Origin of the sequence: Paraburkholderia phenazinium (assembly GCF_900141745.1) — a bacterium.
GTDB classification, from domain to species: Bacteria; Pseudomonadota; Gammaproteobacteria; order Burkholderiales; family Burkholderiaceae; genus Paraburkholderia; species Paraburkholderia phenazinium_B.
The window spans coordinates 1599962-1621941 of sequence record NZ_FSRM01000001.1; the positions used below are offsets into that span (position 1 = coordinate 1599962).

The 21980-nt window shown below is 60.9% G+C and carries 16 protein-coding genes, 1 other RNA gene and 1 pseudogene; 8 read left to right on the forward strand and 10 right to left on the reverse strand.

Features of this window, described 5'->3' with window-relative positions:
• Positions 1–78 precede the first annotated feature (78 nt).
• The gene (locus BUS06_RS07480) at positions 79–1914 is read left to right on the forward strand and encodes an FAD-dependent monooxygenase (RefSeq protein WP_074263702.1); all 1836 of its coding nucleotides are present in this window, start codon (positions 79–81) and stop codon (positions 1912–1914) included.
• A 60-nt stretch (positions 1915–1974) separates the two neighbouring features.
• On the opposite strand, the gene BUS06_RS07485 is transcribed toward BUS06_RS07480, so the two are convergent.
• The 4 genes from BUS06_RS07485 to BUS06_RS07500 are packed head-to-tail and all read right to left on the reverse strand — an operon-like array spanning position 1975 to position 7264.
• Complete coding sequence (locus BUS06_RS07485) at positions 1975–2226, reverse strand: formate dehydrogenase subunit delta (RefSeq protein ID WP_074263703.1); 252 nt, start codon at positions 2224–2226, stop codon at positions 1975–1977.
• A 9-nt stretch (positions 2227–2235) separates the two neighbouring features.
• On the reverse strand, positions 2236–5190 hold the full coding sequence (gene fdhF / locus BUS06_RS07490) for a formate dehydrogenase subunit alpha (protein WP_074263704.1): 2955 nt from the start codon (positions 5188–5190) through the stop codon (positions 2236–2238).
• 14 nt (positions 5191–5204) lie between these two features.
• On the reverse strand, positions 5205–6776 hold the full coding sequence (locus BUS06_RS07495; protein WP_074263705.1) for a formate dehydrogenase beta subunit: 1572 nt from the start codon (positions 6774–6776) through the stop codon (positions 5205–5207).
• A complete protein-coding gene (locus tag BUS06_RS07500; protein WP_074263706.1) occupies positions 6773–7264 on the reverse strand; it encodes an NAD(P)H-dependent oxidoreductase subunit E in 492 nt (163 codons plus the stop codon). The genes BUS06_RS07495 and BUS06_RS07500 overlap by 4 nt, the downstream gene beginning before the upstream one ends.
• Positions 7265–7400: 136 nt before the next feature.
• Here BUS06_RS07500 and BUS06_RS07505 point away from each other — a divergent pair, with 136 nt between their 5' ends.
• A complete protein-coding gene (locus tag BUS06_RS07505) occupies positions 7401–8480 on the forward strand; it encodes a substrate-binding domain-containing protein (RefSeq protein ID WP_074263707.1) in 1080 nt (359 codons plus the stop codon).
• A 110-nt stretch (positions 8481–8590) separates the two neighbouring features.
• A complete protein-coding gene (locus BUS06_RS07510; RefSeq protein ID WP_074263708.1) occupies positions 8591–8854 on the forward strand; it encodes a hypothetical protein in 264 nt (87 codons plus the stop codon).
• Between the two features lie 28 nt (positions 8855–8882).
• Here the strand turns inward: BUS06_RS07510 and BUS06_RS07515 are convergent.
• Both BUS06_RS07515 and BUS06_RS37355 read right to left on the reverse strand, forming a co-directional pair.
• Positions 8883–9497 (reverse strand): annotated as a pseudogene (locus tag BUS06_RS07515) (substrate-binding domain-containing protein); the annotation flags it as partial.
• A gap of 61 nt (positions 9498–9558) precedes the next feature.
• Complete coding sequence (locus tag BUS06_RS37355; protein WP_143787473.1) at positions 9559–9765, reverse strand: hypothetical protein; 207 nt, start codon at positions 9763–9765, stop codon at positions 9559–9561.
• A 345-nt stretch (positions 9766–10110) separates the two neighbouring features.
• Between BUS06_RS37355 and BUS06_RS07525 the strand changes: the two genes are divergently transcribed.
• The 4 genes from BUS06_RS07525 to BUS06_RS07540 all read left to right on the forward strand — a co-directional run bounded on the left by BUS06_RS07525 (position 10111) and on the right by BUS06_RS07540 (position 15827).
• The gene (locus BUS06_RS07525) at positions 10111–11067 is read left to right on the forward strand and encodes a lysophospholipid acyltransferase family protein (protein ID WP_074263710.1); all 957 of its coding nucleotides are present in this window, start codon (positions 10111–10113) and stop codon (positions 11065–11067) included.
• Between the two features lie 93 nt (positions 11068–11160).
• Positions 11161–12354 (forward strand): HlyD family secretion protein, encoded by a 1194-nt coding sequence (locus tag BUS06_RS07530; protein WP_074263711.1) that lies wholly within the window; start codon positions 11161–11163, stop codon positions 12352–12354.
• A gap of 1 nt (position 12355) precedes the next feature.
• Entirely contained in the window at positions 12356–14488 is a 2133-nt protein-coding gene (locus BUS06_RS07535) for a peptidase domain-containing ABC transporter (protein ID WP_074263712.1), read from the forward strand.
• Positions 14481–15827 carry a TolC family outer membrane protein gene (locus tag BUS06_RS07540; RefSeq protein WP_074263713.1) on the forward strand — a complete coding sequence of 449 codons (1347 nt, stop codon included), beginning with the start codon at positions 14481–14483 and terminating at the stop codon, positions 15825–15827. The genes BUS06_RS07535 and BUS06_RS07540 overlap by 8 nt, the downstream gene beginning before the upstream one ends.
• Before the next feature lie 82 nt (positions 15828–15909).
• Here the strand turns inward: BUS06_RS07540 and ssrA are convergent.
• The 4 genes from ssrA to ompA form a co-directional block, all read right to left on the reverse strand.
• Positions 15910–16279: a transfer-messenger RNA gene (gene ssrA, locus BUS06_RS07545) on the reverse strand.
• 102 nt (positions 16280–16381) lie between these two features.
• Positions 16382–17095 carry an HAD family hydrolase gene (locus tag BUS06_RS07550; RefSeq protein ID WP_074263714.1) on the reverse strand — a complete coding sequence of 238 codons (714 nt, stop codon included), beginning with the start codon at positions 17093–17095 and terminating at the stop codon, positions 16382–16384.
• 27 nt (positions 17096–17122) lie between these two features.
• Positions 17123–17821 (reverse strand): bifunctional 2-polyprenyl-6-hydroxyphenol methylase/3-demethylubiquinol 3-O-methyltransferase UbiG, encoded by a 699-nt coding sequence (ubiG, locus tag BUS06_RS07555; protein WP_074263715.1) that lies wholly within the window; start codon positions 17819–17821, stop codon positions 17123–17125.
• A 223-nt stretch (positions 17822–18044) separates the two neighbouring features.
• Positions 18045–18692, reverse strand: coding sequence for an outer membrane protein OmpA (gene ompA / locus BUS06_RS07560; RefSeq protein ID WP_074263716.1), 648 nt, complete (start codon positions 18690–18692; stop codon positions 18045–18047).
• Positions 18693–19244: 552 nt separating this feature from the next.
• Here ompA and gyrA point away from each other — a divergent pair.
• Positions 19245–21875 carry a DNA gyrase subunit A gene (gene gyrA, locus BUS06_RS07565; RefSeq protein WP_074263717.1) on the forward strand — a complete coding sequence of 877 codons (2631 nt, stop codon included), beginning with the start codon at positions 19245–19247 and terminating at the stop codon, positions 21873–21875.
• Positions 21876–21980 lie beyond the last annotated feature (105 nt).

Genomic DNA, 21980 nt, shown 5'->3' on the forward strand with positions numbered 1-21980 from the left:
CCGCGATTGACGCGCTGCACCGTCAGGCCGCGGGGCAGCGGCGTACACTAGGCGGCATGTTGGTCTCCGGAGATCCGCATGGCCGCCGCTTCATACGATGCGTCGCCAGTGCTGGTCGTTGGGGCGGGCCCAACCGGGCTCGCTGCAGCGATGAGCCTCGCGCGCGCACACGTTCCCGTGCGTCTGATCGACAAGGCGTCGCAGCCCAATCCGCACTCGCGCGCGATTGGCATCCAGGCGCGCACGCTCGAACTGCTTGAACAGCATCGTCTCGTCGAGCCGTTTCTCGCGTTGGGTCATCGGGCGCGCGCAGCGAATCTTTATTCCAATGGACAGCGCCTTGCACGCCTCGATTTCGATCCGTTGCAGACGCGTTATCCGTATGTGCTGTTCCTCGATCAGTCCATTACTGAACGCTTGCTGACCGCGCATCTCGTGACGCTCGGCGTGCTCGTCGAACGCGGCGTCGAGCTGACGGAGTTGGCGCAAGGTCCGGATGGGCTCAGCGCGACCTTGCAACGCTCGGATGGTGGCAGCGAAACCATGCATCCTTCGTATCTGATCGCTGCGGATGGCGCGCATAGCGCGATTCGTCGCCGGCTCGGGATGAGCTTCGCCGGCAAGACTTTCGAGCAGACCTTTTTGCTGGCCGATCTGCATGCCGACACGGACTGGTCCGATGACGAGTTTCATATCTTCGCGTCGGGCGAAGGGCTCGCGGGATTGTTCCCGATGGGCGGGCAGCGTTACCGGCTGATTGCCGATCATCCCGCGATGCCTGTCTCGCCGGAGTCTGGCGCGGCGCCGGTGCAGCCGGATTCGTCAGGCGGTCAAGACTCGGCAGGCGCGGCCAATGGCGACGCCTCCGCTTCTTCTACCGGCTCTGCGGCAGCATCGGTTGCTTCCCCGGATCAGGCGCACGGGGCCTTCGCCGTGCCCGGGTTCCCGCCCTCGCCTTCGCTCGAAGAATGCCGCCTGCTTGCGGCCCGGCGTATTCATCACCCGGTGAGATTCGAAGACCTGAAGTGGTCGGCACGTTTCCATCTGAACCGGCGCATGGTCGAACAATTGCGGGTCGACCGCGTGTTCCTCGCGGGCGACTCGGCGCATGTCCATAGTCCGGCGGGCGCCCAGGGGATGAACACGGGGATCCAGGAAGCATTCAACCTGGGCTGGAAACTGGCCCGCGTGATTCGCGGAGGTGCGCCGGACCGCCTGCTCGACTCTTATCATCTGGAGCGGCATCCGATCGAACGCGATGTGTTGCGGCAGACCAGCTTTGTCACGCAGCTGGCAGAGGCCGATCACGGGCCGCTCAAACTGTTGCGCGAACGTGTGATGCCCGCACTTGCCGCGCTGGGTCCGCTGCGCGATGCCGCGCGCCTCACGATCAGCGAACTGGCGATCCAGTACCGGCGCAGCCCCCTCACGCTCGAGCGGGTGCTCGACGGCGGTCCGCGCGCGGGCGAGCGTGCGCCGGACGCGCTCGTGCATGTGGTCGACGGACCGCTTGGGCGGGCGCCTGGTATCGGCTGCATTTTCGATCTGCACGATCCGGCGTTTTTCTCGCTGTTTCTGCTGCTGGAGCCAGAGAGTCCCGATGAAGCGCCGCTCGATCCACCCGCGAGCCGACACGCGACGCGCGATGCGGATCTTGACCGGCTGAGCGCGGACATCGAGCGGTTGTTGCCTGGCGCCGTGCGTATCTGGCGGGTCAGCGATATGGAAGGCGAGGGTGCGCCGTCACTCTCAGAGTCCTACGGACGCACACGGCCGGCGTTCTATCTGGTGCGCCCGGATGGCTACATCTGCGCACGCGGGCGGCCAGCGTCAGATCTGAACGGCCTGCTGCGCCACTGTGAAGCGTGGTTTGCAAAGAGCACGACGCAACATGACGCAGCAGCAGGCGACTAGCTGAGGCTGTGACAGCGCGCGGCGTGGAGATAGAAGCCGGAAAGCGTCTTCTTCCAGCACCTAAGCGGCCGAGGCCGCCGCTGGCGTCAACTGAACGCGATTCGCGAGCAAAGCCTCTTTGACGATCGGCGATATCGCCAATCCACCCGCATCCGGCCGGTCAACCGCCGCCAGCAGCGCGCGCCGCATCCGCGGTTCCCAGAAACGGCGAATGTGATCGGCGACGCCGGCGAGTGCCTCTTCACGGTCCGGCATCGAATCGAAAAAATCGCCGATCCGGTTGGCCATCTCGATCAGGTTCTGTTCATCCATGGCGCGCCCTCATTTGCCCGAGGTGACATTGGCCAGTTCGCGCTGGCGCAGCAAATCGAGCTGCTCCGTGTTGAAACGCGAATAGTCCTGCTGCCATTGCGACGGCTGTTCCACTGGCATGACCTGCACGGCGGTCACCTTGTATTCGGGGCAATTGGTGGCCCAGTCGGAGCTCTCGGTGGTGATCACGTTGGCGCCCGATTCGGGGAAGTGGAACGTCGTATAAACGACGCCCGGCTGCATCCGCTCGGTGACTTTCGCACGCAACACCGTCTGTCCCGCGCGCGATTCGATGCCGACCCAGTCGTCCATCTTGATGCCGCGCTCTTCTGCATCGTGCGGATGGATTTCCAGGCGGTCCTCGTCGTGCCAGCGCGAGTTCTCGGTACGACGTGTCTGCGCACCCACGTTGTATTGCGACAGGATGCGTCCGGTAGTGAGAATCAACGGGAATTTGCGCGTGACCTTTTCCGGCGAGGCAATGAACTTCGTGATCACGAATTTGCCCTTGCCGCGCACGAAAGTGTCGATGTGCATTGTCGGTGTGCCGTCCGGGGCGTTGTCGTTGCATGGCCACTGGATGCTGCCGAGCTGGTCGAGCTTCGCATACGAGACGCCATGGAAGGTCGGCGTGAGACGCGCAATTTCGTCCATGATCTCGGACGGATGCGCGTAATCCATTTCATAGCCGAGCGCGCGGGCCAGCATCACGGTGACTTCCCAGTCCGCGTAGCCGGGAATCGGCGGCATCACCTTGCGCACGCGCGAAATACGGCGCTCGGCATTCGTGAAGGTGCCGTCCTTTTCGAGGAATGACGAGCCAGGCAGCAACACATGGGCGTATTTCGCGGTTTCGTTCAGGAAGATGTCCTGCACGACGATGCATTCCATCGACGACAGCGCTGCCGACACATGATGCGTGTTCGGATCGGACTGCACGATGTCTTCGCCCTGGCAATAGAGTCCCTTGAAACTGCCGTCGAGCGCGGCGTCGAACATGTTGGGAATGCGCAGGCCCGGTTCCGGTTGCAGGGTGACGTTCCAGGCCTCTTCGAAGAGGCTGCGCGTGGTGGTGTCGCTAATGTGGCGGTAGCCGGGCAGTTCGTGCGGGAACGAGCCCATGTCGCACGAACCCTGCACGTTGTTCTGGCCACGCAGCGGATTCACACCAACGCCTTCGCGGCCGATGTTGCCGGTGGCCATCGCGAGGTTGGCGATTCCCATCACCATGGTCGAACCTTGCGCGTGCTCGGTGACGCCCAGGCCGTAGTAGATTGCGGCGTTGCCGCCGTTTGCGTAGATGCGGGCGGCTTCGCGCACGTTCTCGGCGGGCACGCCGGTAATCTCAGCGGTGGCCTCCGGCGCGTTTTCCGGCAGTGCGACAAACGCACGCCATTGATCGAACGCGCGCGTATCGCAGCGCTCGGCGATAAACGCTTCGTTAAGCAAACCTTCCGTGACGATCACATGGGCGAGCGCGTTCACGACGGCGACGTTCGTGCCCGGCCGCAATTGCAGATGGTGCGACGCCTTGACGTGCGGCGTATCGACGATATCGATGCGGCGCGGATCGACCACGATCAGCTTCGCGCCTTCACGCACGCGGCGCTTCAGACGCGAGCCGAACACCGGGTGACCGTCGGTCGGATTCGCGCCGATCACCATGATGACGTCGGCCTTGTCGACGGACGCGAAGGTCTGCGTGCCCGCGGATTCGCCAAGCGTGGTCTTCAGGCCGTAACCTGTTGGCGAATGGCAGACGCGCGCGCACGTATCGACATTGTTATTGCCGAACGCAGCACGTACGAGTTTTTGCACCAGGTACGTTTCTTCATTCGTGCAGCGCGACGAGGTGATGCCGCCGATCGAATCACGTCCGTGTTTCGCCTGGATGCGGCGGAACTCCGAGGCCGCATAGCTGAGCGCTTCTTCCCAACTCACTTCGCGCCACGGATCGGTGATCTTTGCGCGGATCATCGGTTTCGTAATGCGGTCCTTGTGGGTGGCATAGCCCCACGCAAAACGGCCCTTCACGCAGGCGTGACCTTCGTTGGCCTGGCCGTTTTTGTTCGGCACCATGCGCACGACCTGGCTGCCCTTCATTTCCGCCTTGAACGAGCAGCCGACACCGCAATACGCACACGTAGTCACGACCGAGTGTTCGGCCTGGCCCAGCATCACGACGCTCTTTTCCTGCAGTGTCGCGGTCGGGCAGGCGGCCACGCAGGCGCCGCACGAGACGCATTCCGATTCCATGAACGGCGTGTTTTCGCTCGCGGCGACGCGCGATTCGAAACCGCGGCCGGCGATCGTCAGCGCGAATGTGCCTTGCGTTTCTTCGCAGGCACGCACGCAGCGATTGCAGACGATGCACTTCGACGGATCGTAGGTGAAGTACGGATTCGATTCGTCCTTCTTGTCTTTCAGATGGTTCGCGCCGTCAAAGCCGTAACGCACTTCGCGCAAGCCCGTCACGCCCGCCATGTCCTGCAGTTCGCAATCGCCGTTGGCGGGACAGGTCAGACAGTCGAGCGGGTGATCGGAGATGTACAGCTCCATCACATTGCGGCGCAGCGACTGCAGGCGGTCCGTCTGCGTGCGAACTTTCATGCCTGCTTCGACAGGCGTCGTGCACGAGGCCGGATAGCCGCGTTTGCCTTCGATCTCGACGAGACACAGGCGGCACGAGCCGAACGGTTCGAGTGAATCGGTGGCGCATAGCTTTGGCACGTTAACGCCAGCTTCGATCGCGGCCCGCATGACGGAGGTGCCGGCCGGCACGGTGACTGCCTGGCCGTCGATTTCCAGCGTCACGTCTATATCGGCGTGGCGCAGCGGCGTGCCGTAATCGGTGTCGTCGAAGGGCGAGCGGGGTTGCGTGCTTCGTTGCGCCTGTGCTTGAGTCTTGCATGCGCAGTTGCCGGAGCCGCAACCGCCGGCAGTAGATTTGAGCGCGTCGGACATGGTGGGCTCCATGATCAGGCCGCCGCCGCGTTGGGCTGGACGGCGTCGAGACCGAAGTCTTCGGGGAAATGGTCGAGTGCGGACAGCACCGGGTAGGGCGTCATACCGCCCATCGCGCAGAGCGAGCCCGACACCATCGTGTCGCAGAGGTCACGCAGCAATTGCACCTGGCGCGTCGACGTATCGCCGTTGCGAATTCGTGCGATTACTTCGACGCCGCGCGTCGAGCCGATCCGGCACGGTGTGCATTTGCCGCACGATTCGAGCGCGCAGAAGTGCATGGCATATTGCGCCAGTTCCGCGAGATTCGAGGTATCGTCGTGCACCACGATGCCGCCGTGGCCGACGACCGCGCCGACCGCGGCGTACGCTTCGTAATCGAGCGGAATGCCCCACTGGCTCTCAGGCAGATAAGTGCCGAGCGGGCCGCCTACTTGCACGGCGCGGGCGGGCCGACCGCTTGCGGTACCGCCGCCGTAGTCGTAGATCAATTCGCGCAGCGTCACGCCGAACGCGAGTTCCACGAGGCCGCCCTGTCTGATGTTGCCAGCGAGCTGGAACGGCAGCGTGCCGCGCGAGCGGCCCATGCCGAAGTTTTTATAGAACGCCGCGCCGCGGGCGAAGATAATCGGTACGGTGGCGAGCGTGATGACGTTGTTGATGACCGTTGGCTGTCCGAACAGACCCACCAGGGCCGGCACGGGCGGCTTGGCCCTTACGATGCCGCGCTTGCCTTCGAGCGATTCGAGCAGCGCAGTTTCCTCGCCGCAGACGTAAGCGCCGGCGCCTTTGGCGACCTGGAGTTCGAAGCGGTGAGCGGAGCCGAGCACACTGTCGCCGAGCCAGCCGGCGTCGCGCGCGCGTTCGATAGCGGCTTCGAGCGTCGCGATCGCATGCGGATACTCGCTGCGTACGTAGATGTAGCCTAGCGTCGCACCCGTCACGATCCCCGCGATGATCATGCCTTCGATCAATACATACGGATCGCTCTCCATGATGAGGCGGTCGGAGAACGTGCCGGAATCGCCTTCGTCTGCGTTGCAGACGATGTACTTCTGGGCCGCTTTTGCACCGCGCACCGTGCGCCATTTGATGCCGGCGGGAAACGCCGCGCCACCGCGGCCGCGCAGACCTGATTCGATCAGCGCTTCGCAGGCGGCGTCGCCATCGGCGGCGAGGGCCTGCTTCAAACCTTCGAGGCCGCCATGCGCGAGGTAGTCGTCGGTCGACAATGGATCGGTGATGCCGATGCGCGCGAAGGTCAAACGCTGCTGCTTCTGCAGATACGGAATCTCGTCGACGATGCCCACATGGCGCGGATGAGCGCTGCCGTCGAAGCTCGCGTCAACGAATCCCGCGTCGAACAACGATGCGACATCAGCTGCGTCGACGTTGGCATAGCCGACCCGTCCGCGCGGTGTGGCGACTTCGACAAGTGGCTCGAGCCACAGCAAGCCGCGCGAGCCGTTGCGGATCAGTTCGATGGCGATACCGCGCTGCGCTGCTTCACGTGCAATCGCATCGGCGAGCGCATCGGCGCCGAGTGCAAGCGCGGCTGAATCGCGAGGAACGTAGATGCGCGTCATGCCGTTTCCTCCACGCGTTTCACCTCAGCGGCAAGCAGTGCGTCGAACTTCGACGATGTGAGCTTTGCGTGCAACGTGCCGTTGATCGTCAACGCCGGCGACAGCGCGCATTGACCGAGGCAATACACCGATTCGAGTTCGACGACCGCATGCTCGCCATGCCGCGGTTCGGCGTCGAAGCGGCACCCGGTGCGCGCTTCGATGTGCTGCGCCAGCGCCTCGGTGCCCATGCTGCGGCAAGCCTCGGCGCGGCACAGTTGTACGGTGACCGGCGCGGCCGCGCGAGTACGGAAGTGGTGGTAGTAGGTGAGCACGCCATGCACTTCCGCCCGCGACAGGTTCATCGCCCGCGCAAGCGGCGCGACGGTAGCGGGAGGCACAAAGCCAAGCTCGTCCTGGATGGCGTGCAGCACAGCCAGCAGAGAGCGGCCGGGGAGTGCGTGACGCTGCACCAGTTGCTCAGGTGCGATTGCGTTGGAATCGTCCAAAGTGGGGGGCTCCTCCGAAGTCTAATATGCACTTGTATTTCATAAAGTGTGCACGTATGCTTCATTCGTTTCGTGTGTATACGTCGAACGATAGGCGGGTGAAGGGCCTTTCGCAATAGGAAGCAGAACGACATATATGATCAGGATTGAATGTCATGCACAGCTGGTCGTCCGCGACCCGGACGGCCGCGAAGCCAGCCTGACGGATGTCGTGCAGTTATTGGCGCTCGTCGACGAAGCAGGCAGCATTGCCCAGGCTGCGACGCTTAAGGGTTTGTCCTACCGTCACGCCTGGGGTTTGCTGCGCAGTATCGAAGAACGCCTGGGCGGTCCGCTGATCGCCAAGGAGCGCGGGCGCGGCTCAGTGCTATCGGAACTCGGCCAGGCCGTGTTGCGGGCGCAGCGTCTCTGTAGCGAACGGCTCGACGGCAATATGCGCGCGCTGGCAAGCGAGGTGGCGAGCGATCTGAACCGTTGGCTCGCACCCCCCGCCGACGATGTGCGGATACATGCTTCGCACGGCTACGCGGTGGCGGCGCTTGTCACTGCGCTTGTCGCGGACGAAGTGCCGGTCGAAATCAAGTATCGCGACAGTGCCGACGCAGTCACAGCGCTGGCGCGAGGCGAGTGCGATCTGGCTGGCTTTCACCTTCCTCGCGGCGAATTCCGTGCGGTGTGCGCGAATACCTACCGGCGCTGGCTTGATCCCGAGCGCCATGTGCTGGTTCATCTGACACAGCGGAAACAGGGGCTGTTTCTGTCGAAGGGCAACCCGAAACGGATCAGCGGATTGCGCGATCTTGCGCGTGACGACATCCGCTTCGTGAACCGGCAGCCGGGCTCCGGCACACGCATGCTGCTCGATCTGGCGTTGCGTCGCGTGGGCGTGGATCCCGATCGGGTCAACGGCTATGCATCGACCGAGCTGACGCATTCCGCGATCGCCGCCTTTGTGGCCAGCGGTATGGCCGATGTGGGCTTCGGCGTCGAGCCGGCGGCCCATCACTTCGGGCTGGAATTCGTGCCGATCGTCGACGAGGACTATTACTTCGCGTGCAATCGGGCGCAACTGGAACGTGCGCCGCTTGCGACCGTGATTGAAATGCTGCGCAGCGTTGCCTTCAAAAGCGGTGTGGCCCGGCTGGAAGGATACGATCCGCAGGACTGTGGTGTGCTGCTGAATCTCGATGACGGACTCGGTCCGGTGCCAGCGTAAGCGGCAGTAACAAGGTGAAACCGGGGCACCGCTGCGCGGCCGTGGCGTATGCGATACTCTTGAGCCTTACGGTTTAGCCTCAACTGCGCGGCCCGCCGCGCTGGATCGATATGAACGTTCTACTCAAAGTTTGTGCTGTGGCGGCTACGGTCGGCGCGCTGTTTGCCACTGTCTCGATCTCTTTTGCACAGAATTCGCCGGGCGTGCCGGGTGGCATTCTGAGCGATGAATTCCATCTGCAGGAGCACCCGCAGATGCCGTTTGCCGCTTCGGCGCCGACGAAGAAATTTCAGTCTGACAAGAAATCGGAGATGCGTAAAAAGGGCGACCTGGGTGATCCGGACGGCTGCAATCTGCAGTGCCCGGACGACTGATAGCTTAGGCTGTCGTGGCCTCGACGCTCTAGTGTGCGGCGGGCGGATCGAGGCCGGTGCTGGCGACGTCGGGCGCAGCCTCGGGCGAGGCGAGAAAATCGAGAAACTGTCTGGCTTCGCGTGGATGGGTTGCACCCACCGGGATACCGGCTGCGTAACGCGTGACCGACTGCAGCGACTCCGGAATCTTGCCGACGAACTCGGTACCAGGCACCGGCAGTAACTCGCTCACCTGCTGAAAGCCGAGTTGATAGTCGCCCTTGGCGACGACCGAGCCTACCGGGATCTTGGGGACCATCGTGGCCTTCGGTTTCATCTGGGCCTCGATGCCCATCTTCTCGAAGAGCTCATTCCCGATATAGACGCCGCTCGCGCTATCCGAATACGCCACTGACTTTGCATCCAGCAAGGTCTTTTTGAACGCTTCCACGCTGCCGATATCCGGCTTGAGTTCTCCGGCGCGAACTACCATGCCGATGCGCGAATCGGCCAGTTTGACCCGCGAACCGGGCATCACTTTGCCCTCGGCGATCAGCTTGTCGAGCGCGTAAGCCACCATGATGACGACATCCGCTGGCTCCTTGCGAGCGAGGCGGTTGGGAATCGCTTCGGGCGCATTTCCCATGGACGGCCCATAAGCCAACGTAGCAACCCGCGGGGAAACGGATCTGGTGTCTGTGTTTGACTTCTCCAGGAACGCATTTCTAATAGCGGGCTTTTCCGGCAACTGTCAGAAATGCAGTCCACTTTATAAGATTATTTATTTCGATGCCGTTGAATTTTCCATTTTTGGAGATGGAAAATTCTGAAACCAACGTCAAATACTTTGATGGGGTTGCCCGGGCTTTCTGCGTGCGTTTCAATGGATTTATTTCTAAAGCATTGATTTTTATAGGTGTATCTAATTCCATAGAAAGCCTTTTTTAAGAAAAATCACGGCTGATTAATATTGATGCCGGTTTGTTAAAATGTATTTGTATCGATCAATGCCTCCGAACTTTTATGCTAGGATTCGCCTCGCTCAAAAAATGAGTAGTAATCGTCTTGGGCAATTTTAATAACTTTATTTATAGAGGTTTTCCATGCAAAAAATCGATCGTTCCGCGCTCGCCAAGTCCGCTGTTGCTGGTGGTTGCTGCAAGTGCTGCTGCCAGTCCTCGTCGTCGAAGCCGGCAGCCCCGGTTAGCAATGGCCGCGGCGTGTAATTGATGGTGTGGCGGGAGGTCGTCCTGATCGGGCGATCTCCCGCCTTTCGCATGAACATCGATTTCGCAAGACTTGCAAGATGGCCGGCGTTGCTTGGAAATTTCGTCTCGCGCCAGTTCTTTCGGGTGAAGGGTGCGTTGATTGCCCAACTCCCCCTGGTTGCTATTGCGCCTGTGACTGCAACGGCCTGGCGTGTCCAGGCACTCTTTGATTCGGGTGCTCGCTGGCGCGGTGCAGAGCGTTGTGAGTTTGCCCGCGGCGTTGCCGGCAGCGCGCCCCTTGATACGGGTAGCGTCGCCACGACAGGCGTGCGCGAGCGGCTGATCGACCAACGGATTTACTTCGGCAGGCTTCTGCGAGGCACCGAAGCCTGGCCGGACCTCCAGACTGTCGCAAACGAACTGGCGAACCAGATCCGGCGATTGCAGGCCGCCAGCCCGGGGAAGCCGATCTTCGTGTCCCCGTTTCATTACGTATCGCAGTACGCCAACATTTACGTGATCGACGAAATGCGGGAGCTTCTCGGGTTAGCGTCGATCGCCGTGGTGTCGGGTGTTCCGCGCAACATCTACGGCGAAGACCACGCGCAGATACCTGGCGTCCAGGTGCTCTACACGTACGGCGAAGACAATCGGAACGGGCTCGGCTTACGCCTCGCGCGGGCACTCAAACGCAGCGGTGTGGCAGTGTTGTTTGCCGATGTGCCGCCATATGCGCTTCATCGCTTTCCGATGGAGACCGTCGGCGTATCGATGTTCGGACGCGCTGCCCGGATTCACAACGGTGTGTTTCGTCTCGGCACGCAATTCGATGCGTTATTGCTCCCGTTCTATCTTCGGTTTGAACGTGGACGCTTCAGGGGCGAACTACTGCCGCCGGTATCGTTGACTCATCCGGATGCGCCGCAACAGTTGGCCGGATACATCGAAAAAGCGTTGACAGATAACTGCGAGCATTCGCTCGTGGTGGGGCACCCGTCAATGTATGGGTTCGCGGCGAGCAAGTAACACGCATCTTCGGCTGTGCGCACATTTTTCGGCGCACGGCATGCGGATGACATCGGGACACGTAGAGTTGGCTCGGGTCGACAAGAACAGTTTATGGAACCTATCAATCTACCGCAATTCAGGGACATTTCGTCCCGCTGGATTGGCTATACAACGTCGGCGATTCTCATTGCGGCGATTGCTTTCTCCTTTGTGTACGAAGTGGAACTCAAGCAGGACGCGCGCGCCGAAATCGTCTCGCCTTCTGACGTCAAGGTTCAGGGAATGAGTGGGCTCGTTGCGGACGTTTATGTGCATAACAACGATCGTGTGGTTCCGGGTACGCCGTTGTTCCGGCTCGAGCGCGATCTCACACTGGCGAGCGACGGTCAGCGGCGCCCGCTATTCGATGCCGCCATGCGCGACGAGCAGACTCATGCAGTTGAAGCGCAATATAGCCAACGCAGGGCTGCACTCACGGTGCAACTCGACAATGCACGGCTAACGGAGCAAAGCCGTAGCGCCGAACTGGGTGCAATCGACGAGCAGATCGCGCAGAACCGGGAACTGGTGGAAGAGTCCGGCCGCAAGCTGACGCGACTCGAATCGGTATCGGACTACGTCACCGCAGACCGGATCGAGCAGGCGCGGGCAGACACGCATCAGGCACGCGTGGTGGTTGCACAGGGCGCCGCCCGGCGTCAGCAGTTGCTTGCGGAGCGGGCCACCGCGAAAACCTCGCAAACAGAACTCGAGGCGCAGTTGAACGAACTGGACGCGCGGCAGGCTCGCGACATTCAGGACATCCGCATTCGCTTCGAGGAGAACCGCCAGAACACTACGATTTCTGCGCCCGAAGCGGGTGTCGTCACGTATTCCGATCTCGTGCCCGGTCGTACGCTGACTCCGTCGGACGTCGCGCTCGTGATCACGACACGCAAAGGCGGCGGCCTGCGTGCCGCGCTACGTATTCCATCACGGCGGCGCGGCTTTGTACGCGAGGGCCAGATAGTCCGCCTCAAGCTCGATGCATTTCCGTATGCCCGCTTCGGCAGTTACGAGGCTCGCATCGATTCAATCTCCCGCACGACGGTGCATTCAACCATGTCGCCGACCGGTGCATCTGAAGCGAGTGCGCCGGACGGCGACTACATGGCGTGGGCCACCCTCGCCGGCAACCAGTTCGAATTCGGCCGGCAACGTTTCGACATTCTTCCGGGCATGACTGGCACAGCAAGCATCGTCGTCGAACGCCGGACGATCGCCGAGTGGGTACTCGAGCCGCTTTTCCGCATTCTGCGAGGCTAAGGTGCGCGCAATCTATCAAAACGAGGTGGCCGAATGCGGCTACGCCTGTCTCGCGATGGTGTTATCGCATTTTGGTCGCGCAACCGAAGTTCGCGAGTTGCAAGCGCATAGGCCCATCTCCGCCAACGGGCTGACGTTGATGGACCTATACGATGTGGCGACCGAGTTCGGTCTGGCGGTGCAGCCGTACCAGTTCGACGCCTCCCACCTGACAGAGATCAAGCGGGGGGCAATCCTTCACTTTGGCGGGGCCCACTTTGTCGTCTTCGAAAAGCTGGGACGTGGTTATGTGCAGGTGATCGATCCGGCGAGCGGCCGGCGTCGCGTGTCGATGCAAACCTTCGTCAACAACGTTTCCGGCTACATGCTGGAATGCTCGCCGACCCCGGCCCTGCCGCGGCTGCGCGAACGGTCGCGCGTTCCGGCAGCGCTCGAGCGGGTGCGCTTGCTGAACCCGCAATTGCGGGCGCAGATCCTGAAGGTGATGTTCATCGCGCTCGGCAGTCAGAGCGCGATCCTGGCCATGCCCTATCTGGGCAACCTCGTGCTCGACAACGTCGTCGCCGCAGATAACCTAAATCTCCTGAATGTGCTCATCGTCACGTTCAGCGTGATTTTTATGGTGGGCGCCTTGAGTCAGTACACCCAGGGTTACCTGGTTGAACTGGCGCACGGACTTGTGCAGATGAACATGGCCGAAGGTCTGATGGCGCATCTTTTGCGTAATCCGCTTTCTTACTTTGAAAAGCGGCACGTTGGGGATCTTTTCGCGCGCATCAAGGCACAGGACGAAATCAGCGCTTTCTGTACGCGAACATTCATCTCGCTGGGCATCGATATAGCCGTTGGCATGCTCGCGCTTGCATTGATGCTGATACAAAGCCGGCTGCTGACCGCGATCGCCGTCGGGCTTTTCCTGCTTTATGCCGCGATTTCTCTCTTGCTCTTTTCCCGCATGCGCGACACGCATGCGCTCGTGCTCGAAGAAACGGCGCGCTGCGATGACACGATCTTCGAGACCATACGGGCCGCCTCGCTCATCAAGCTATCGCAAGGCGAAGTGCGACGCACGGCCATGTTCATGGCGAAGTACCGCGCGTTTATTGCAGCAACGGTCCACAGCAGCCGGCTCTCCAGCGTACGCGATGCGATCCTTAAGCTCGTTAGCTATGTGGAAACGCTGGCTATTACGTGGTTTGCCGCACGGCTCATGCTGGGTGGTGTCATATCGGTAGGCGTTTTTTATTCTTTCCTGATTTACAAGTCGTTGCTCTCGGAGCGATTTGCACGCTCGATCAATGCGGCGTTTGAATATTTCATGCTCAGCGTGCCAGTGTCGCGGGTTGGCGATATCGTCGACTGCGAACCGGAGCGCTATACGCCCGCGAGCGATACGCTTAAAACGGTAGAGGTTCAGACCTTCCAGCAGATCGACGTGCGAGACGTCACGTTCCGCTATGGCATATCGGATCAGCCGGTGCTGATGCGTGCGAACATCACGATTCGCAAGGGCGACAAGATCGTCATTACCGGGCCGTCGGGCAGCGGCAAGTCCACGCTGTTCAAGTTGCTTGCCGCCGCTGAGCCGATTCAGGAGGGCGAGATCACGCTGAACGGCATTGCGTGGCCAAATCTCACGGTCGACGAGATTCGCCGGCATGCGGTGCACATGCGTCAAGGCGACCTCATCCTGCACGGTTCGATTGCAGACAATATTTCACTCTTCGCTGGCAGCGCGGATGAGGCGCGCATTCACGCGCTGCTTGACGAAGTTGGGCTACTCGCCGACGTCATGCGATTGCCGATGCGCACGCGGACCATCGTCAGCGACACTATTGCAAATATCTCTGCCGGTCAGCGGCAACGTCTTTTGTTGGCACGCGCGCTATATCAACAGCGCGAACTGTTACTGCTTGACGAACCGACCTCAAATCTCGACCCGGCGTCTGTACAGCGGGTTGTCGCGCTTTTGCAGCGGCTCAACCGGACCGTGGTCGTTATCACCCATGACATGTCGTTGGCAGCGGCTTTCGACACATGCTACCGGCTGGTCGATGGCGAACTGCTGCGTGAAATACGCCAGCCGGAGACGTACCGAGGCGTGCTGAACGATCACGTGGCAGACCATGAATAGGCGGACGTTGTTGGCGGCGTCGATTGCCGCCATGGCAGCATTGTTGGGGCATGTTAGCCCCGCTTGCGCGGTCGACCTGTTGTCGGTCGTCGAACAGGCTAGCGACCATGACGCGGACCTTGCCGCGATGCGTGCGGCTTCAAGAGCCGCGCAGCAGGCGGTGCCCAAGGCGCGGGCCGGTTTGCTGCCGCAGGTGGGCGGCGGTTGGGGGCGTGCCTATAACAGCACGGCAATCGACGGCTTGCCTCGCACCGCTTACTGGCAGAACGGCTGGACCGTCAGCTTGACGCAGCCAATCTTCGACTGGAGCCGCTGGACCACCTACCGGCAGGCCAGTTTTGTCGAAGCGCGCGGCGTAGTTGAAGTTGCGCGTGCGCAGCAAGTGCTGATTTTGCGAGCCGCGCGTGCGTATTTCGACGAACTGGCAGCAGAAGACGAAGTTGCCAGAGCGGTTGACTATAACGCGGCGCTCGACGCACATATGCATCAGCTGCAGCGCAGGCAGTCAGCGGGGGAGGCGACGGTGATCGACCTGCAGGAGGCGGAGGCCGGGATGGAGCAGGCACAACTGCAACTGGCGGATGCGCGTAACGATTTGCTGTTAAAGCGTATCGCTATTGAGCAACTCACTGGGCAACCGTTTTCGGCACTATCGCGACTGTCGGACGAAGCAAGATTGCCGCGTCTGGAGCCGGACAACGGCGAAGCATGGGCCGCGCAAGCGGAAGCGCACGATTACGCAGTGCAACTCAAGCAGATTGATCGTCGGATTGCCGAACTCGATGTAGAGAAGGCGCGTGCCGCCTATTATCCGACGGTTAATCTCACTGCTACGCATTCTCCAGCCGGGGCCGCGGCCGGCTACAGCGGACCAACCACGACTTCCACGGCGATGCTCTCGATCTCCATTCCGATCTTCGAGGGCGGCGAGACGGAAGCGAAGCTCGATGAATCGGCAGCGCTTGAGGATAAGGCACAAAACGAACTGCTGTCGGCGACCCGTCAGGCGGGCGGGACCGCGCGCGAGAACTGCGCGCGATTTCTCGCGGGCGCGGCTCGGATCGAATCGCTGTCGCGACTCTTGCAGACATCTCGCGCCGCTGTTGCTGCTACGCAAATGGGTTATAGGGTGGGGAGCCGGACGAGTTCCGATGTGCTGCGGACCGTTGACGTTTTCTATGCGACCCGCCGCGATCTGATTCACGCGCGCTACGACATCCTGCTGGCGCTGTTGCAGTTGAAGGACGTGACCGCTTCGCTGACAACAGACGAAGTGGCGCAGGTGAACTCGCTCTTATTGCCGGCTGACGTGCCGCAAGCTTCGCCGAGCGTACGTTGATTGTGCGCAAAACGAAAAAACCCGCGAAAGCCAAGGCTGTTCGCGGGTTGTTCGTACGGCTTGATGCTTGATACAGGTGTTCTGGTGGAGGCGGCGGGAATCGAACCCGCGTCCAGAAGCACTCTACGACCAGTTCTACATACTTAGTTCTGTCATTTGATTTAACCGCAGCGACGCGGACGAACACGCTGCACTACGGCGATTCACTAGATTTTCGACCCGGACGTCGTGACACCGCCAAGGCTTAACTGACGTATATGACCTCTGTCGGTATTGCTACCGGTCTTGCGACTCTAGCCCGTCAGTGAACTAGGCAGAGGACGGCGGCCCTTAGGCTGCCAGTGCGAACGTATCGTCGTTTGCAGTTACGTTTTTCCCATTGATTAACGAGGTGACGGGTCCTCGGTATGCCCTAGCCGCTTCGCAACCCCTGTCGAAACCAGGTCGCCCCCGCGGTTTGTTGCCCCAAAATTGCTGGGCCAAAGTAGATTTTACAATAGAATGACAGCCCTGTCCCGACTGTCTTTGGATCGGACAATGTTCCGGCGCCTTGGTCAGCTGATCTCTCGCAGCAGTTTTTGCAGTTCTGCCGTCGACCGGACCACGTGTTGGGCATGCCATTGGGTCGGAGGAATGTCGTTACCGCAGTAGCCGTATGCAGCCGCCACGGTCACCATACCTGCTGCGAAGCCCGCCTGGACGTCACGCAAGTCGTCGCCCACGTAGACGATCCGCTCCGGCGCGAGATCCAGTTCGCGCGCCGCGTGCAGCAACGGCGCTGGATGCGGTTTCGAGTGCGGCGTCGTATCGCCGCTCACCACGCATCCCGCACGCAGATCGAGTCCCAGCAACGCCACCAGCGGCTCCGTCAGGCGCGCAACCTTATTCGTCACGATGCCCCAGCGCACGCCGCGTGCATCCAGTTCGTCGAGCACGGCGTCGATGCCCTGGAAGAGTGTCGTTTCGATGCAAAGGTCAGCCTCATAGTTGGCGAGAAATTCGTCGCGCATTGCCGCGTAATCGGGATGCTCCGGCCCTATGCCAAAAGCGCCGCCAATCAGCCCGCGCGCACCGGCCGACGCCAGCGGGCGCAGGTCGTCGAGCGGCACCATCTCGAGGCCGCGTTCGTGGCGCATCTTGTTGACGGCGGCGGCCAGATCGGGCGCTGTGTCGGCGAGTGTGCCGTCGAGGTCGAACAGGACCGCCTGGCAAAGGCCGATGGAGGCGTCTTCGTCTTCGCGTTGCGGCAGAGGAGTGGGGTCGCTCATGGATGCGTTCGTTGGAGTCGTTGCGCGTCAGGCGTCGCGGCGGCAGGCGAGCATATAGTTGATGCTCGTGTCGTCCGACAGCGCGAAATGCTTGCTGAGCGGGTTATATACGATGCCTTTGATGTCCGCGGTGTGCAGGTCCGCGGCGCGGACAAAGCCCGCCAGTTCCGACGGTCGGATGAAGCGCGCGTAGTCGTGAGTGCCCTTGGGTAGCATCCGCGCAATGTATTCCGCGCCGATCACCGCAAACAGGTAGGACTTCACGTTCCGGTTGAGCGTCGAGAAGAACACCCAGCCGCCCGGTTTCACGAGCGTCTTGCAGGCAGCAACGATGGCCGCTGGTTCGGGTACGTGCTCGAGCATTTCCATGCAGGTCACGACGTCGTAGGTGCCGGGCTCGCGGGCCGCCAGGGCCTCGGCGGCGATTTCTTCGTAATCGACGGTTACACCGCTTTCAAGGCTGTGAAGATCTGCGACCCCGAGCGCCTGACTCGCGAGGTCGATTCCCTTCACGTGGGCACCCAATCCAGCCATCGATTCCGACAGAATGCCGCCGCCGCAACCGATATCGAGTACCCGCTTGCCGGCAAGGCTTACATGGGTGTTGATCCAGCTCAGCCGGACCGGATTCAATTCGTGCAGCGGTTTGAATTCGGCGTTCGGGTCCCACCAGCGATGTGCGAGATCGCTGAATTTCTGAAGTTCGTGGGGATCGGCATTGGTCATGGCGGATACGGGCCTTGATGAGAGCGGGTGGGCGGGTGTCGACGATAAAGCCTGAGTATATAGGCCGAGGCACAGGGCGGCAAAATGCCCGGGCAGGTCGGCCGCTCGACGCTGACCTGAGACCGAATCTGCCGTAGCCAGCGCAGATTCGACGCCTCAGACGCGCTTGGGCATAAAAAAAGCCCCGCCGAAGCGGGGCTTTGATACTGCGGTAATTTGGAGCTTACTGCTTCGAAGTACCCACAACTTCGACTTCCACGCGACGATCCGGTGCGAGGCAGGCGATGAGAGCCTTGCGGTTCTTCTGGTTGCAGCCGGTCGTAACCGGGTTGCGCTTGCCCTTGCCTTCCGTATAGATACGGTTGGCTTCGATGCCCTTGCTGACCAGGTATGCCTTGACAGCTTGAGCACGACGCAGCGACAGACGGTCGTTGTACTTGTCCGAACCGATACGGTCCGTGTAACCCGTTGCAACCACGACTTCGAGGTTCAGGCCACCGATCTTCGATGCGAGATCATCCAGCTTTTCCTTGCCGCCCGGCTTCAGGATAGCCTTGTCAAAGTCGAACAAAGCGTCAGCTTGGTACGTAATCTTCTGGCTCGAGATAACCGGAGCCGGTGCCGGCGGTGCCGGCGGGGTCGGTGCCTGAGCAACCAGCGCGCCATCGCACTTTGCGTTAGCGGTTGCCGGCGTCCAGAATGCATCGCGCCAGCAGAGTTCGTTCGTGCCGTTCATCCACACGTACTCGCCCGTGCCGTTCACCCAGTTGTCGTTCGTAGCTTGTCGCGACGCCGGCACCGACTGTGCCATTGCGGATGCAGCCACAACTGCGGTAGCTGCAATGAACGCGAGCTTTGAAAGTTTATTCATATTTCTCCTCTCGAAATTGAGATTACCGCAGGTTTACTGCGAGCTTGTTGACGATGACAAGTCATACATTGCTCGAAGTATAACATTGGTGCGGAACAAAAAACGCGCTGTGTAGACTTCGAGCAGTGTCTAACTCTTTGTGCGTTGGCATTTTGCCATATCGTTCCCTTCCCACGTAAAAAAATCTGCCCCCTTTCCATACCCCTGTCCGATTGTGGTGCGTCCGCAACAGGAGCTTTGGTGGAGAGCAGTCTGCCCCGCCAGTCATGCCTGCGAGCTGAATAGGGGCCAGCATAAATCGGACCTGCTCCTGCTTCGCGCCAGAAAGTTCCCTGATTTGTTAACGGATTTGCGCCCCGAGTTGTTCCCGCCTCTGCCGGGCTTTTCTTTGGAGCCTCTCTAGCGCCCCTGGCGCACTCCCCACTAATAGGTATACGTGCCCCGGTCGGGGATGGATGCCTCGCGTGTTAGAATCGCGTGATGCGTTGCGTCTGCAGCGCCTACGCGAAGGCATGGTCCCGCCATCGTCTTCGCACGTAAAAGATACGGATAATGGATCAATTCGCCAAAGAGACTCTGCCAATCTCCCTAGAGGAGGAAATGCGCCGTTCGTATCTCGATTACGCGATGAGCGTGATTGTAGGGCGTGCGCTTCCCGATGTTCGCGATGGCCTGAAGCCGGTACACCGGCGTGTGCTGTACGCGATGCACGAGCTGAACAACGACTGGAACCGAGCTTACAAGAAGTCGGCGCGTATTGTCGGCGACGTGATCGGTAAATATCACCCGCACGGCGACACGGCTGTCTACGACACGATTGTCCGTATGGCGCAGGACTTCTCCCTGCGCTATATGCTGGTGGACGGTCAGGGCAATTTCGGTTCGGTCGACGGCGATAACGCCGCGGCGATGCGTTACACCGAAATCCGCATGTCCAAGATCGGCCATGAGCTGCTCGCCGACATCGACAAGGAAACGGTCGATTTCACGCCGAACTACGACGGCAGCGAAAACGAGCCGGCCATCCTCCCGGCGCGCATCCCCAATCTGCTGATCAATGGCTCGTCCGGGATCGCGGTGGGGATGGCAACCAATATCCCGCCGCACAACCTGAACGAGATTGTCGACGCCTGTCAGCATCTGCTGAAGAATCCGGAAGCGAGCATCGACGAACTGATCGAGATCGTCCCGGCGCCCGACTTCCCCACGGCCGGCATTATCTACGGCGTCGCCGGCGTGCGCGACGGCTATCACACCGGTCGTGGCCGCGTCGTGATGCGCGCGCTCACGCACTTCGAGGAAATCGACCGCGGCCAACGCATGTCGATCATCGTCGACGAGTTGCCGTACCAGGTGAACAAGCGCTCGCTGTTGGAGCGGATCGCCGAACTCGTCAACGAGAAGAAGCTGGAAGGCATCTCGGACATCCGCGACGAGTCGGACAAGAGCGGCATGCGGGTCGTGATCGAGCTGAAGCGCGGCGAAGTGCCCGAGGTCATCCTCAACAACCTGTATAAGGCGACCCAGCTTCAGGATACGTTCGGCATGAACATGGTCGCGCTGGTCGACGGCCAGCCGAAGCTGCTGAACCTGAAGGAAATGTTGAGTTGCTTCCTGTCGCACCGGCGGGAAGTGCTGACGCGGCGCACAGTATACGAACTGCGCAAGGCGCGCGAACGCGGTCACGTGCTGGAAGGCCTGGCTGTGGCGCTCGCCAACATCGACAATTTCATCGCAATCATCAAGGCGGCGCCGACTCCGCCGATCGCGAAGCAGGAATTGATGAACCGTCCGTGGGACTCGTCGCTGGTTCGCGAAATGTTGGCGCGCGCCGAGACGGAAAACGCTTCGGCTGGTGGTCGGGAAGCGTATCGTCCTGAAGGGCTGAACCCCGCGTTCGGCATGCAAGCAGACGGTCTCTACCGTCTGTCCGACACCCAGGCGCAGGAAATCTTGCAGATGCGTCTGCAACGCCTGACGGGTCTGGAGCAGGACAAGATCATCGGCGAGTACCGCGAAGTGATGGCCCAGATTGCCGACCTGCTCGACATCCTGGCGCGTCCGGAGCGCATTACGGCGATCATCGTCGACGAACTCACCTCGATCAAGGCCGAATTCGGCGACGCCCGCCGTTCGAAGATCGAGCTGAACGCCACCGAGCTGAATACCGAAGACCTGATCACGCCGCAGGACATGGTCGTGACCATGTCGCATGCCGGTTATGTGAAATCGCAGCCGTTGTCGGAATATCGCGCCCAGAAGCGCGGAGGTCGCGGCAAACAGGCGACTTCCATGAAGGAAGACGACTGGATCGACACGCTCTTCATTGCCAACACGCACGACCACATCCTGTGCTTCTCGAACCGCGGCCGCGTCTACTGGGTCAAGGTCTACGAGGTGCCGCAGGGCTCGCGCAACTCGCGCGGCCGGCCGATCGTCAACATGTTCCCGCTGCAGGACGGCGAGAAGATCACGGTGGTGCTGCCGGTCAAGGAATTCTCGGCCGACAAATATGTGTTCATGGCCACCGCGTTAGGAACGGTAAAAAAGACGCCGCTAGAAGCCTTTAGTCGGCCGCTGCGCAAGGGTATTATTGCGGTCGGTCTCGACGATGGTGATTATCTGATCGGCGCCGCTATCACCGACGGTCAGCATGACGTCATGCTGTTCTCGGATTCGGGCAAGGCAGTGCGCTTCGACGAGAACGACGTGCGCCCGATGGGACGGGAAGCGCGTGGCGTTCGCGGCATGCAGCTTGACGATGGGCAGCAGGTGATTGCGCTGCTGGTCGCGGGCGACGAGCAGCAGTCAGTGCTCACTGCCACGGAAAACGGCTTCGGCAAACGTACACCGATCTCCGAGTACACCCGCCACGGGCGTGGTACGAAGGGGATGATCGCGATCCAGACGTCGGAACGCAATGGCAAGGTGGTGGCGGCGACGCTGGTGGATTCCGAAGCCCAGATCATGCTGATTACCAATACGGGCGTGCTGATCCGCACGCGCGTGTCGGAAATCCGTGAAATGGGCCGCGCAACCCAAGGTGTTACACTCATCAGTCTTGATGAAGGAACGAAGCTTTCCGGTTTGCAGCAGGTTGCTGAGGCCGAAGCTGATGTGGAAGGTGACGCCGAAGGTCCCGCTGACGGTGACGAAGGCGGTGAAGAGGGCGGAGCAGCCTGATTCGCACCGGCAATCATGTACAGGGTGAACGCTGCGGGGACGCAGACTGGCGCATCGGGCCGATGCGCAGTCCACGCAGCATGCAGTTCGACTAATTTCTCTTAG